The organism is Paraflavitalea pollutisoli (genome assembly GCF_029360705.1).
In the GTDB taxonomy this organism is placed as follows: domain Bacteria; phylum Bacteroidota; class Bacteroidia; order Chitinophagales; family Chitinophagaceae; genus Paraflavitalea; species Paraflavitalea pollutisoli.
This window is the reverse complement of the sequence record NZ_JARKMX010000008.1, coordinates 4054983-4069850: the sequence shown is the minus strand read 5'-3', so window position 1 is coordinate 4069850 and position 14868 is coordinate 4054983. Positions and strand designations below refer to the sequence as shown.

Annotated in this window: 6 protein-coding genes; all 6 read right to left on the bottom strand. The window is 52.0% G+C overall.

Going from position 1 to position 14868, the window contains the following annotated elements; genetic code table 11:
- Window positions 1-73: 73 nt before the first annotated feature.
- Complete coding sequence (locus P2W70_RS29755) at window positions 74-3841, bottom strand: PKD domain-containing protein (protein ID WP_276485223.1); 3768 nt, start codon at window positions 3839-3841, stop codon at window positions 74-76.
- 554 nt (window positions 3842-4395) lie between these two features.
- Window positions 4396-10407: a PKD domain-containing protein gene (locus P2W70_RS29750; RefSeq protein ID WP_276485222.1), complete on the bottom strand. Its 6012-nt coding sequence runs from the start codon at window positions 10405-10407 to the stop codon at window positions 4396-4398.
- Between the two features lie 503 nt (window positions 10408-10910).
- Window positions 10911-12119 (bottom strand): glycosyltransferase family 2 protein, encoded by a 1209-nt coding sequence (locus P2W70_RS29745; protein ID WP_276485221.1) that lies wholly within the window; start codon window positions 12117-12119, stop codon window positions 10911-10913.
- A 59-nt stretch (window positions 12120-12178) separates the two neighbouring features.
- Complete coding sequence (locus P2W70_RS29740) at window positions 12179-13084, bottom strand: glycosyltransferase family 2 protein (RefSeq protein WP_276485220.1); 906 nt, start codon at window positions 13082-13084, stop codon at window positions 12179-12181.
- Window positions 13085-13215: 131 nt separating this feature from the next.
- Entirely contained in the window at window positions 13216-14388 is a 1173-nt protein-coding gene (locus P2W70_RS29735; RefSeq protein WP_276485219.1) for a sugar transferase, read from the bottom strand.
- 37 nt (window positions 14389-14425) lie between these two features.
- Window positions 14426-14833, bottom strand: a complete 408-nt coding sequence (locus P2W70_RS29730) for a response regulator (RefSeq protein WP_276485218.1) — start codon at window positions 14831-14833, stop codon at window positions 14426-14428.
- Window positions 14834-14868 lie beyond the last annotated feature (35 nt).

Below are 14868 nucleotides of genomic sequence, written 5' to 3'. Positions count from 1 at the left end.
CAAAAAAAAGACCGCCACGATAACATCGTGGCGGTCTTTTTTGCTTTCGAAAGATATTGGATCTATGTTAATCTTATTGCTTGATGAACTTGGACGTGAGGCGGGTTTCTCCGCTGATGATCACTTCTACCTGATAAAGTCCGGGAACCAGTGATGTGATGTTCAGTACCTGCTGGTGGAAAGGAACCAGTTTCTGGAAGGCTACTTTCTGAACCAGCTTGCCGGTCATGTCATACACATTCACATAAGCAGCACCGGTGGTTGCACTGCTGGTTTGCACCGTTATCTGCGCTTGTGCAGGGTTGGGATACAGTACCAGTTTGTTTTCCACTTTTACTTCTTCGGTGATTGCGGCTGTAGCTGTACGGGTGCTGGCCATGGTGGCTGCGCCGGAAGGCAGTACGGTCAACACCATCGTGTCAGCAGCCGGTACCCAATCCTGACCCCAGCAAGTGAGGCGGTAGCTGTAGGTGCCAGCCACGAGGTTGCTAACTGTCAGTTTGGAGGTGCCTTCGTTGGCGAGTACATCACCGGCAGGGCCACTCATCTTTCTCCAGAACCAGTTTACGATGCTGCCCTTAGGATCTTTGGACGCTGTGCCATCGATGATCACGCTGGCAACCGGCAGTGTAACTGTTCTGTCGGGACCTGCATTGGCAATTGATCCATTGCCGGAAGGACCTGATGGGTTGTTACCGCTGTTGCTGTTGTCGGAAGAACCTGGCTTCACTATCACGATCATGGTATCGGAAGAAGGTACCCACTGGGAGTTGTACACCAACAGGCGGAACTGATAAGTACCTGCTACCAGACCGGTAACGGTGGTGGTCAGTACTTTCGAATTGGTGATGGTTTCACCGGCAGGGCCGCTGATCTTGAACCAACCCACTGCTGCGAGGTTACCCGTAGGATCTACTGATCCGGAACCATTCAGGGTAACGCTGCTGATAGGCAGGGTGATGGTTTGGTCGGCACCTGCATTGGCCACATTGCGGGGTGTTTCTGGTTTCACAGCTGCTTTTACGGTGATCACTACATCGTCTGTAGAAACCACACCCGCTGTGTTGGTTACCTGCAGGCGGAAGGTGTAAGTACCTTCTACCAGGCTGGTAGCCGTAGTGGTCAGAGAGGAACCGCTGGTGATGGTGGCAGCAGGACCGCTCACTTTCGTCCAGCCAATACCTGTTACTGCACCATAAGGATCAACAGAACCGGAACCGTTGAGGGTTACGCTGTTGGTGGGCAGGGTAATGGTTTGGTCTGCACCGGCGTTGGCGATCTGTGCTGGTGGTACAGGCTTGGTGCCTGCTTTCACGGTGATCATTACGGTATCAGATGAAGGTACCCACTGGGTATTGTATACTGTTAAACGGAACTTGTAGGTTCCTTCTACCAGACCGGTAGCGGTCGTGGTGAGGGCGGCTGTATTGGCGATGGTAAAGGCAGCAGGACCGCTGATCTTCGTCCAGCCAATACCCAGTAGCGCTCCGTTGGGATCGATGCTTTGCGAACCATTCAGCGTAACGCTGTTGGTAGGCAGGGTAATGGTTTGGTCTGCACCGGCGTTGGCCACATTGCGGGGGCTTTCGGGCTTGGTGGCTGCTTTTACGGTGATCACTACATCGTCTGTAGAAACCACACCGGCTGTATTGGTTACCTGCAGGCGGAAGGTGTAAGTGCCTTCTACCAGGCTGGTAGCGGTCGTTGTCAGGGCAGAAGCGGTGGTGATGGTTGCAGCGGGGCCGCTAACCTTCGTCCAGCCAATACCAGTTACTGCGCCATAAGGATCTACCGAACCGGAACCGTTGAGGGTTACGCTGCTGGTGGGCAGGGTAATGGTTTGGTCTACACCGGCGTTGGCGATCTGTGTGGGCGGTACTGGTTTGGTAGCTGCTTTCACGGTGATCACTACGTCGTCGGTGGAATTAACACCCGCTGTATTGGTAACCTGGAGGCGGAAAGTGTAAGTGCCTTCTACCAGTCCGGTCACGGTTGTCGTCAGTGCCGATGCAGTGGTGATGGTGGCAGCCGGGCCGCTTACTTTTGTCCAGCCGATGCCTGTTACTGGTCCATAGGGATCAACAGAGCCGGAACCATTTAAGGTAACGCTATTGGTGGGCAGGGTAATGGTTTGGTCTGCACCCGCATTAGCGATCTGCGTAGGTGGTACCGGGTTGGTACTGCCTTTGATCACGGTTACGATCTTGTTGGCAGACTGTGGCACCCACTGGCTGTTCCAGGTGGTCAGCTGGAATACATATACACCTTCGGTAAGGCCGGAAGCGGTGGTGACGGATACGCCGGCATTGGCTACGGTGCCGCCGGTAGGTCCGCTGAGTTTTGTCCAGCGCCATCCGTTGATCTTACCTCCATATGGATCGTAAGAAGCAGTACCGTCGAGGGTGATGGTGCTGGTGGGCAGAGTGATGGTGACATTGGGACCGGGATCTACGCCGGTATTGTTACGACCGTCGGAAGGAAGGATCACCACGGTTACATCATCGCCTGCGGCTACGTTCTGGTTGTCGACTGCTACGAGTTTGAATATATACGTACCAACTAGCAGGCCGGTTACTTGTGTAGAAGCGCTGTTGGGATTTACGATCTGGTTGCCTTCGGGGCCGCTGGTCTTGATCCAGGAGTAACTGATGATGGAGCCATCCGCATCGGTAGCGGAACCATTCAGGGTGACCTGGTTTTGCGGCTGCATCACGGTGATGTCGTTGCCTGCATTCACAACCGGTGCTTTGTTACCGGCTGGGGGAGGACCTGCTGAAACGACTACATTTACCGTATCCATGGTCCAGTCGCAACGATCATCTACTACTTTCAGTTCATATTGGTAGGTACCGGCCACGGAGAGTCCGGTTACCAGGGTAGTACCATTGGTGGATACCGGGGTGGCGATGGTGCCGGCACCGGGTCCTGATATCTTAGTCCATATATACCTGACGAGTTTACCGTCGGCATCGGTCGACTTGCTGCCGCTCAACGTGACGATACCGGTACTGGGCGAGGTGGCCAGGTCGGCACCTGCATTGGCTACCGGTCGTTTGTTAACGGGCAGGCTTTTATTTTGTCCGAGGAACCACTCATAGAGGTTCGGGTTTTGTGAATTATAAGCAACGTCAAAAACGCGGCCCCAGATCCAGTGACCGCCGTCGGGCCAGATGGTCATGTAGGGCTTTACGGCAGGATTGAGTTTGTTGATGCTGGCGATACCATTGGTGGTACAGCCTACACCTACTGTGTAATCATCCTGTGCGTGGAAAGCCCAGATGGGGAGGTTCGCATTGGTGAGGTTGGAGAAATTGATGTAAGGACAAACGGCGCAGCAAAGGCCGATGCCGGCAAACTTCTTGGCATTGTCGAGGGTAGCACCGGCATACTGCCATACACCACCACCGCCAAGGCTAAGGCCGGTGAGGAAGATGCGGTTCTCGTCGATGCGAAGGTTCTTCTTGGCGTACTCGATCATTTCATCCACGTAAAAATTCTGCCAGCCACCATAGGCACCTGACAGTTGTGGAGAGAGAACGAGGAAGGTTTCTGTTTTGCCATTCCAGGTGAAGGTCATGTTATGACCAGCATTGATGGCGCCGGGCACACCGAGTCCGAGAATGTTTTTGAGGTCTGTGGTTCCATTCCCTCTTTCCCCGATCCCGTGCAGGAAGATGATCAGCGGATACTTCGTGTCGGGCTTCGAGCTGTAATCGGTAGGTGTGTACTGGTAAAATCCAATGAATTGACCATTGGCTGCCGTGAGGCTTTTGGGCACATGCTGAGCAGATACGCTAAGGACGATCAACGCACTCAGGCACAGGAGTAATAGTTTTTTCATAGAGAGTTCTTCAAAAAAATTAGCACATTGGTTAAAAAAATAAGATCCCCGCTTGACTGGATAGGTCGGTTATCCAGCCATCATGATGACACGCATCATCACGCTTGCAATTCCAAACTTTAGGCAATAAGGAAAAATGGCGGTCGGTTAGCTATAATTACTCCAGCTTCACTCTGAGGGAAAGTACCATTGTGAAATTACAGAGCCTTATTATTGGACTTACCGAGCTTAAATAGGGAAAGATTGAACCGCTAGAAAATCGCAATTACTATACCAATCTGCCTAAAACCTTAGGTTATTTTTAACGGAATTATAATTCACAAGCATGGTAAAAAAATGGTGAGTATGTGTTTCTACAAACGCTTGTTCTAACTCGATTTTGCAGGGTGTAGTTGGAAACCCTTGTTGGGTGTGGCTTTTCATAAATAGGTCGTGATTTTTGTATGCCTGCGAAGTTCGCTCATGCATCACTGAGGCCCAAAAAAAGACCGGGATGATTCGAAATCATCCCGGTCAATACTTATGCCAGATAAGGGTTTTTTCCTAGTTGTTCATTATTGCTTAATGAACTTGACGACCATTCGTTTCTTCCTTTCAATCTGTACCTCGACATAATAATTACCGTTTTTCAGGTTGGTTACCGGGAGTTGGAATTCCTGATAAGCCTGTGTTTTATTACGACGATAGATGGCTATGGGTCGACCAAACTGGTCCATCACTGTCAAGGTGGCCCAGCCCAGTGCGTCGGTGATACAACGGATGTTGATGGTGTTGACGCCCGAAGTTGGGTTGGGATAGACACTGATATTGTCGTCGTACCGCATGTTGTTGACGACGGTCACTTTCCGTTCAGCCGTGCTTTCCGCGCCTTTGTCGTCTGTAACGGTCAGTTGGAACACGTACACGCCTGTTTCGAGCTTGCCGAGTTTCGCGATCATGGCGTTGTCTTCCAGCCTGACTTTCGTAGGTCCGCTCAGTTGTTTCCAGCTGTATTTGGCGATGGTGCCGTCTTCGTCGTACGATGCCTGGCCATTGAGGGTGATCGCTGTATTCGGTACTGCCAGGGTGGTGTCTTTACCTGCCACTGCTACCGGTTTCTTGTTGACCGGTACGGGAGCGGCATTGATGGTGATGCTGACACGGTCTTTGGCGGTAGCCCCCTTGTTATCGGTCACTGTCAATTCAAATTCATACACGCCTGCTTCTGCTTCGGTGATGATGGGCTTACTGGATGTAGCGTTGACAATTGTCAAATTGCCACTGCCTGCTACTTTCACCCACGCATAGGTTGCGATGGTGCCATCTGGATCGGTAGACTTGCTACCGTCGAGTTGGATGGTGGTGATCGGCAAGGTGACTTCAATGTCGTCACCGGCATGAGCGATCGGTGCTTTGTTGGCTACCGGTGCTGCATTGATGGTGATCTTTACGCGGTCGGTAGCTGTTGCTCCCTTGTTATCGGTCACTGTCAATTCAAATTCATACACGCCTGCTTCTGCTTCGGTGATGATGGGCTTGCTGGAGGTGGCATTGACAATTGTCAAGTTGCCGGTGCCTGCAACCTTTACCCAGGCATAAGCAGCTATCGTACCATCGGGGTCACTGGAACCGCTACCGTCAAGTTGGATGGTAGTGATCGGTAACGTCACGTTAATATCTGCCCCTGCATTGGCCACTGGCGCCTTGTTGGTGATGGGGGTTGTGCTGATGGTGACCTTCACGCGGTCTTTGGCAGTAGCGCCCTTGTTATCGGTTACTGTCAATTCGAATTCATATTCACCTGCTTCTGCTTCGATGATCACCGGCTTGCTGGAGGTGGCGTTGACAATTGTCAAGTCACCTGTGCCGGCTATTTTCAACCAGGCATACGACACGATCGTTCCATCGGGGTCGTTCGACTTGCTGCCATCGAGCTGAATGGTCGTGAACGGCAGGGTTACGGCGATGTCTGCACCGGCATTGGCCACAGGGGCCTGGTTGGTGCCCGCTTTCACCGTTATTTTCACCGTTGCTTTGTCCGTCAGGTTGTAGTTGTCCTTTACTGTCAGGGCAAATACATACTCTCCTTCTACTAGGTCATTCAGGGCTGTCGTAGCTGCAGTAGCGTTGACGATCGTGAACTGACCGGGGCCCGATACCTTGGTCCAGGCGTAGGTGAGGGTATTGTTGCCATCGGGGTCATTGGAAGCCGAGCCGTTGAGCGTTGTGCTGTTCACCGGCAGTGTCAGTACCACCTCGGTACCTGCGTTGGCGACCGGTGCACTGTTGACGATCGGGCTTACTGTAATTACTACCAGGTCTTCTGCGGTAAGACCACCATTGTCGGTCACTTCCAGTTTGAACGTATAGGTACCTGCTGCCAGGTTGGTGAGTGAAGTGGTGGCTGCATAAGGATCTGTCAGGGTGTACTGAGCTGGTCCGCTGACGCGTGTCCAGTAGTAGGACGCGATGGTGTTGTCTCCATCCTCATCGGTAGACGCGGTACCATCGAGTGTCACACTGTTGGTCGGCAACGCGATCACGATATCGCTACCTGCGTTGGCCACCGGTGCTCTGTTGGGGATGGGGCTTACTGTAATAACAACTACATCGGTCGAGCTGAGGCCACCATTGTCGGTCACTTTCAGCTGGAAGGTATACGTACCTGCTGCCAGGTTGGTCAAGGCAGTGGTAGCTGCATTGGGGTTGGCCAGGGTATACTGCGCCGGTCCGCTGAGGAGTGTCCATGACCAACCAGTGATGGTGTTGTTGCCATCCGGGTCGGTAGAACCGCTACCATTCAGCGTAGTGCTGTTGTTGGGCAGCGGGATGTTCACATTTGTCCCTGCATTGGCCACTGGTGCCTGGTTGGGCCTGGGGTTTACAGTAACGGTAACGACGTCTTTGGAGGTCAGGCCAAAGTTATCAGTCACGGTCAGTTCGAAGGTATAGGTACCTGCTACCAGGTTGGTCAACGGTGTCGATGCTGCAGTAGGATTCGAGAGCGTCGACTGAGCCGGACCGCCTGTTTTTGCCCAACGGTATGCGATGGTATTGTTGCCATCGGGATCTGTCGATCCGGAACCGTTGAGTGTGGTGCTGTTGACAGGCAAGGTGATATTAATATCGCTGCCTGCATTGGCCAGGGGCGCCCTGTTCGGAATTGGTTTTACCAGAACTTCTACTTCATCCGTATGCTTGAGGCCGCCGTTGTCCGTTACCTCCAGCTGGAATGTATAGATACCTTCTACCAGGTCGGTCAGGGCCGTGGTCGCTGCATTGGCATTGGCCAGGGTAAACTGTCCGGTTCCGCTGGTGCGGGTCCATTTGTAAGAAGCAATGGTGTTGTTGCCATTGGGATCGGTAGACGCAGAACCGTTCAGTACGGTACTGTTGGTGGGCAGGGTGATCACAATATCAGCACCTGCATTGGCTACTGGTGCCACATTGGGCTCGGGGTTTACGACGATCACGATCTGATCATCGGCCGGCACCCATACGTTGTCCCAAACACGCAGATTGAATTTATAGGTTCCTGCTACGAGGTTGGTGAGTTGCGTGATGGCTGCACCAGGATTGGCCAGTGTAAACTGGGTTGGTCCCGATACCCTGGTCCAGGAATAACCACTCAGGGGGCCGTCTGGATCGGAAGAGCCAGAGCCGTCGAGGGTTACGCTGTTGGTGGGCAGGGTGATGATGATATCCGCACCGGCTGCTGCTACTGCAGGTTTGTTGGTGGCGGGTGGTTCGGGTTTAACAATGATTGTTACTTCGTCTTTGGCAGTTGCCCCTTCATTATCGGTCACGGTTAATTCGAAGGTATAGGTGCCCAGTTCAAGCCCGGTCAGCGCAGGTGACGCAATGTTGGTGGCCGAGAGTGTGAAGTTGGTAGGGCCGGTCAGTTTTTTCCAGGACCAGCCGGTAATCGTGCCATCCGGATCCGACGAAGCGGAACCATTGAGTGCGGTACTGTTGGTGGGTAGGGTGATGGCGATATCTGCACCTGCATTGGCAATGGGGGCTTTGTTGACCGGCGCTGCGTTGTTCACCACTACTTTGATGGTGGCGCTGGCCGTTTTGCCCTCGTTATCGGTTACTGTCAGGTTGAAGGAGTAGGTGCCTGCTACCAGGTTGCTCACCTGGGTAGTGGCTGCTCCTGCATTGGATAAGTTGTATTGTGTTGGTCCGCTTACCCAGCTCCAGGCATATCCGGAGATGGTGCCGTCGGGATCGGTAGAGGCAGTTCCATCAAGTGTTGCGCTGTTGGTGGGCAGTGTCAAAGTGATATCGGTGCCCACCTTAGCTACCGGCGCCTGGTTGACAGGAGCGGCTTTCACGGTGATGGTAATGGTTGAGCTGCCGGTTAATCCACCGTTGTCGGTCACGGTCAGTTTAAATACATAAGTACCTGCTGCCAGGTTGCTGAGCTGTGTGGTGGCAGCTGTTGCATTGGCCAGGTTGTATTGTGTTGGTCCGCTTACCCATGCCCAGCTATAACCGGTGATGGAACCGTCACCATCGGCAGAGCCACTGCCATCGAGGGTAAGGCTGTTGTTGGGCAAGGTCAGGGTTTGTGCCGCTCCGGCACTGGCTACGGGCGCCTGGTTGGCCGGGCCTTTCACTACTACGGTTACCTGGTCTTCACTGCTGAGGCCGCCGTTGTCGGTAACCTGCAGTTTGAAAACATAGGTGCCTGCAGCCAGGTTGGTCAGGGCGGTAGACCCTGTATTGGCATTGGCGATGGTATATTGTGTTGGTCCGCTTACCCAGCTCCACTTGTAGGTGGTGATGGTGTTGTTGCCATTGGGATCCGTGGAGCCCAGGCCATTGAGGGTGGTACTGTTGGTGGGCAGGGTAATGGTGATGTCTGCTCCTGCATTGGCAGTGGGAGCGAGGTTACCGCTGGCCGCCAGTACAGTTACCTGTACCTCATCGGTGGCTGGTACCCAGAGGTTATCCAGCACCGTTAATTTGAAAGTATATACCCCTTGTACCAGTCCGGTGACCTGTGTCTTTGATCCGTTGGGGCTAACGATGGTAAAGTCGGGCGGGCCGGTCATTTTGGCCCAGCCATACATGCTAATGGGACCGTCGGGGTCTACCGAAGCGGTACCATCAAGTGTTACTGTATTATTGGGCAGGGTGATCACGATATCGGGACCTGCATTGGGAATAGCAAGTTTATTGGGCCCGTTGACGGTTACTGAGATCTCATCGGTTCCACTCAATCCTTCTTTGTCTTTTACAACGAGGCGGAAGGTGTAGGTACCGAGGGCGGTCAGGTTGCTGGCCGTCGTGGTGGCTGCTGCAGCATTGGCGATAGTAGCGGTAGTTGGACCACTGACCTGCGTCCAGGTGTAAGAGGCCATCTGACCTTCGGGGTCTACCGAGGCACTACCGTTGAGGGTAATGGAACTGGTTGGTTGGTTGATGCCATAGTCATTACCTGCTTTGGCAGTAGGCGCCTGGTTGGGGCCTGCACCGGGAACTACGGTAATGGTGACCGTGGCGAAAGTCCAGTCGCAACGATCGTCTACTACTTTTACTTCATATACATAGGTACCGGCTGATATCAGTCCGGTTACTGTGGTTTTACCGTCTGTCGAAACGGGGGTTGTGATCGTGCCGAATCCGGGGCCAGATTTTTTAGTCCAAATGTATCGTACGAGTTTGCCATCGGCATCGGTAGAGCCGGAGGCATTGAGTGTAACTGTTGAATTAATGGTAACTGTTTGTGCGGCACCTGCATTGGCTACAGGGCGTTTATTGACCGGAAGACTTTTGTTTTGTCCTAAGAACCATTCATAGATATTGGGATTCTGCTTATCGTAACCGGGATCGAATACGGCGCCCCAGATGGAGTGTCCACCGGTGGCGTACATGGTGTAGTAGGGCTTCACGGCCGGGTTCAGTTTTTCGATGGCCTGGATGGAAGCACCTGTACAACCTTCCCCTACCGTAGGGTCGTCCTTCGCGTGGAAGGCCCATACCGGTGTGTTAGTATTGGTAAGGTTAGAGAAGTTAATGTTGGGGCAGGTTGCGCAGCAGAGGCCGATACAGTTCAAGGTAGAGGCATTGGCGGTTGATGCACCAGCCCAGCCCCAAACGCCTCCGCCACCGAGACTAAGCCCGGTGAGGGTAATGCGATTTGGGTCTACATTGAGGTTCTCTTTGGCGTACTTGATCATCTCATCGACGTAGAAGTTTTGCCACCAGCCATAGTTTTTGCTGAGCTGGGGGATGAGGACCAGGAAGGTTTCCCATTTACCATTCCAGAAGAATCGCATGGAATGGCCTGCTTTGATGACTGCAGGGGTACCGTTGCCCAGTACGGATGGCAGATCGGTCGTACCGTTGCCACGTTCACCGATCCCGTGCAGGAAGATGATGACCGGGTACTTGGGGTTCAGGCTCGGGTTGTAATCGTATGGCTTGTATTCATAAAAGCCAATAGATTCACCGTTCGCTGCCTTCAGGCTTTTGGCGACGAGCTGTGCTGAACCAGTAAATGATAGTAGGGAAAAGAATAGGAGCAATAGTGGTATAGGCGCATGCCACCTACTCCGTTGACGGGTACAGTTTTTCATGAGGTCGATTTTTCAGATTTAGGATACTTAGAACTATCTGATCTTTCCGGATTACGAATAACAATATACAATAATCCTACAGCCATGCAAGAGCGGCGGAACAATGTGTCCATAATACAACGTCTTTTTTAACGAGTCGACGAGCAACAGAATTCGTAGGAGTAGTTTAACCGGGAGCCGGATAAGGGGTGGGTAAGTTAGGTAGCTTAATCACGCAAAATAAAGGCCAAACGTGGATTTCAGCCGATCTCGCGCATAAAATGTGGAAAAGACAGCATGGATTGAAACGCCGTGAAACCCGCACCAGATAAGGTTTTGCCGGGAACGGTAGTTTTTGACATATATCAACCATTATTGGGCCTTATCGGGGTTGACATATCTCAAATGCAGGGCTGCCTGGCCTGGAACGGTCGCTGGTGGCCACTTTGACCGTTTTGTCTAAAAAGAACAGCCGCCCAGACGGGGCGGCTGTTCTTTTTAGCGTGTAGCCGGCAGGGGAGTGATCAATTGTCCTGCTGGGTAAATGCCTTGGGCGTATGCACAAATTCTTTGCGGTCTACGTTCAGTTTGAAGAGGGCGCGCACGATGGACCATACCAGTACGGGAATATGGAGCACGGCTCCGATGGTCTGTTTCGAATAGAATTTGTTGGGAATGGCAATAATAAAGGTGGCGCCATACAGGAGCATCAGCCCGAGCCACCAAGTATATTGGGGCCACAAAATGCTGTACCCAGTGAAGTATTGTAAGATGATGATGGCAAACACCAGGAAGTAGCTCATCAGGAAGATGAGGCGTGGTGCTGCCAGGTTACAAAACAGCTTGTTGAAATAGTCCTTGGTTTTGGGCAGGTGACCGCTTTTCTTGTCGAAGAAGAGGCGCAGGTGAATGATCTGTGACTCGATCCAACGGGTGCGCTGGTTTTCGAATACCTGCTTGTTGCCTACTTTTTCATCCTGAACATAGGCGTCGTCGATAAACTCGATGCAGATATCTGCTTTCATGATCTCGAAGTCTACCACGCGGTCGCAGGCGGGGTTGCCAAGGATATCGGGGATATCATAGATCTCTTTGATCTTATGAAACTCGAATGCCATGCCCGAGCCGATGGTGGTGGATGAGAAGCCCAGGGCCCTTTGTCCGCGGCGGAAGAGGTGGTTGTTGCCTTCTTCGCTGATGGCGTCCAGGATGGCTACCGGCGTATTGAGGTTTTTAGCTATACGATGGCTTTGTACGGCCCGGAAGCCTGCCTGGAAGGCGGCATTCACTTTCTCCAGCACACCGGGCATCATGACGTTGTCGGCATCGAGGATGATGGCTACGTCGTGGCGATCGGCGGGGATCCAGTGAAACAGTTTATTGAGTGAACGGGCTTTGGAGCCGAGTTCAAAGAACACTTCCAGCACCTCTACATTGGGAATGGTCCTCAATTCCGCTACGGTGGCGGGTTGCAGCCTGTCGGCGGCGATATATACCTTGAACTTATCCGCGGGATAATCGTGGCCGGCAGCCTTGCGGGCGGTGTTGACGATGATATGATCTTCTTTGTAAGAGGGGATCAGCACGGCGATGCTTTTTTTCGAAGCATGCGGTTGGTATTTCCTGGGTTTGTACAGCTTGCCCACGACTGCTACAAAAAAGAAGTAGCAGGTGTACGCTGCGAGGTACAGGAACAGGAGGAAAAAAATAATATGTAATATCTGTTGGATCATGTTATACTAAATTATGATACTGCAAAGCTACTGCCGGGAATCGGTTTGCACAAGCTGGCTCATACGGCAGAGTGGCTGGAGGAATACAGGTTCCAGGCAGCGCCTTTCCAGAGATTCTTCAGGTGCTTGAACTGACGGCGGGCCACATATCCCAGGGAGTTTTTCGGCAATGCGAACAGGCTGAAGTAGGCGGTAAATACCAGGAGGGGCAGGATCCCTGCATTGCGACGTATATATAATATACGGTTGCGGGTGTGGTAGTAGACCTTCATGGGGTTAGCCTTACCGACACTGAGGGATTCTTTATGATATATGACTGCCTGTGGCGTGTACCAGATCTTGAAGCCTGCTTTCAGGATCCGGGCAGACCAGTCCCATTCTTCGTAGTAGAGGAAGAATTTCTCGGGGAACATGCCTACTTTATCGATCACTTCTTTTTTGACCAGCATGGCGCATCCGTGGGCGCCGAAGGTGGTGCCGGGCACATCGTGCTGGCCTTTGTCTTCTTCCTGTACACCTACGCCGGTGGTGCGGCCCGTGAAATTGTTCATGGGGTTGAAGCCGGCATATTGTATGGTATTGGGCTGGTCGAAATATTTGATCTTGGGGCAGGTGACACCGATGGTCTCATCCTGGTAGAAGGGCTTGAGTAATTCGTCGAGGAGGTTATCGGTTACTTCGGTATCGTTGTTGACGATGAACATGAAATCTCCTTTGGCCTGGCGCATGCCCCAGTTGTTGCCACCGGCGAAGCCGAGGTTGGCTTTGGCGAGCAGGAGCCGGGTGTTGGGATAATTGCCTGCATTGATCTGTTCGGTGGGGTCTATGGTCGAGTCCATATCGCAGACCAGGATCTCAAAATTGCGGTACTTGAGATGGCGGGTCGATGCCAGGAAGTCGCAGGTGACATCGGTCTGGTTGTAATTCAGGGTAATGATAGAGATGAAAGGCTGTTCCTTTCTCATAGTGGGTCTCTTTTTGTGTGGTAAGCTATAAAAAAAACCGGAAAGGTGGAAGGCGCTAGCATCGTGTAGGTTACTGGCCGCCTTTTTCCTTTCCGGCTTACAAAAAAATCATCTGTCTATAAAAAAGCACATCAGGCATTGGTACGCTGGATCAGGGCTGACGGTGTGTTGGCCATGATCCAAAGATCGTACGTAAAGCTAAAACGGTCTGCGTAATCGATATCGAGGTTGAGGCGTTCTTCGATCGACATATCTTCTTTGCCTCTTTTCTTGATCTGCCAGAGACCTGTCATACCCGCGGGTGCCATAAAGCGTTTTGCCCATTCGTCGGTGGTGAGGGAAGCGGCTTCATACAAGGGTAAAGGCCTGTTTCCTACGAGCGACATATCTCCGATCAGCACGTTGACCAGCTGGGGAAGTTCATCAAGGCTGGTGTTACGGAGGAACAAGCCTACTTTGGTGATCCGGGGGTCGTTGCTGATCTTGAAGAACTGGGCGCCGGCTGCATCACCGCCACTGTATTGGTTGAGGTGAGCGAGTTCTTTGATCCTGGCGTCGGCGCCTACGAACATGGTCCTGAACTTATAAAAGTCAAATATTTTATATCCGCGTCCGGCTCTTTTAGCGATGTAAAAGATGGATCCTTTAGATTCCAGGCGGATGGCCAGGGCGATGAGGAGGAACAACGGGGTCAGGAGCAACAACAGGGTTCCGGAGATCAGGATGTCGAAAGCGCGCTTCAGTACCGGGCTGGCGGGTGAAGAGATCTGCAGGGCTGATTCCAAAGCGCGGGTATTGCTTTCCAGTGCCATTTTGAGCTTCAATCTTTTCAGGAAGGCTACTTTGCGCAGCAGACGCTGGCGGTTGTAGTCTTGCAGGAAAATGATCTCGTCTACAAAGCTGAAGTTTTTGAACCGGTCGATCTCTGCGGGAGTCGCCTGTGAAGCTTCTACTACGACGGGGATCGACAGCAGGGGCTTGTGCAGGAGCAGGAACAGGTGCAGGTCGCGTAATTGCTCGACGGTCACGGGTGCTTCCACGATAATGATATCGGGCAGCTGTGTATGCTTCGCGTTGGCGATCAAACGGCGTAGCATGGATTTGGCATTGATTACCGACTCGGCGGCATAACCGCTCTCAAAAGCATTGATCAGGTTGCCGATGTTGTCGGCTTGCTTACCGATGTAGAAAAACTCCAGCTTAGGTTGTTCTGTTGTTTCAGATCCGGTGGTCTGGGAGTTGATGGTAAAATGCTTGTAAACCCTCTTCGATGTCTTTTCGCCGTGTAAAAATGTTAGCTCCATAAAGTAAGGTTATATATTTATTACGCTGGACTTCGAATTAACTGGCATGCGCTACGTACGCTGGTGCCACTTTTGATTCTGTATTGACAACCTGTTCTACCGCTTTAATGAGGTCGACAGGGTTGAAAGGCTTTGTAAAATGTTGTGCCACGCCAAATTCCTGGCACTTTGCTTCTACCTGGCCTTTTTCGAGGGAAGAAATCACCATAACCGGGATATCCCTGTAGATGCCGCTGGTAGAAAGTTGTTCTATAAGTTCCCAGTCCTGCATATCGGGAAGCTGAGCGTCCGTGATAATCAGGTCTGGTAAATTTCTTTTCGATAAATAATACATAGCAGAGCAACCATCCGGGGCTGTTACTACCGTGTAATCTTTGCTGAGCACAGTTTGCAACAAAAACCGTATCGCCTTACTGTCATCAATTGCGAGTATTTGCTTTTTCATGCAGGGAATAAGTTAAGCTTTAGAAAAATCGCAAT

Excerpts from the sequence above, each read along its gene's own strand:
- P2W70_RS29745 (WP_276485221.1), bottom strand. The coding sequence starts at position 12,119 with ATGATCCAACAGATATTACATATTATTTTTTTCCTCCTGTTCCTGTAC.
- P2W70_RS29735 (WP_276485219.1), bottom strand. The coding sequence starts at position 14,388 with ATGGAGCTAACATTTTTACACGGCGAAAAGACATCGAAGAGGGTTTAC.
- P2W70_RS29730 (WP_276485218.1), bottom strand. The coding sequence starts at position 14,833 with ATGAAAAAGCAAATACTCGCAATTGATGACAGTAAGGCGATACGGTTT.
- P2W70_RS29740 (WP_276485220.1), bottom strand. The coding sequence starts at position 13,084 with ATGAGAAAGGAACAGCCTTTCATCTCTATCATTACCCTGAATTACAAC.
- P2W70_RS29750 (WP_276485222.1), bottom strand. The coding sequence starts at position 10,407 with ATGAAAAACTGTACCCGTCAACGGAGTAGGTGGCATGCGCCTATACCA.
- P2W70_RS29755 (WP_276485223.1), bottom strand. The coding sequence starts at position 3,841 with ATGAAAAAACTATTACTCCTGTGCCTGAGTGCGTTGATCGTCCTTAGC.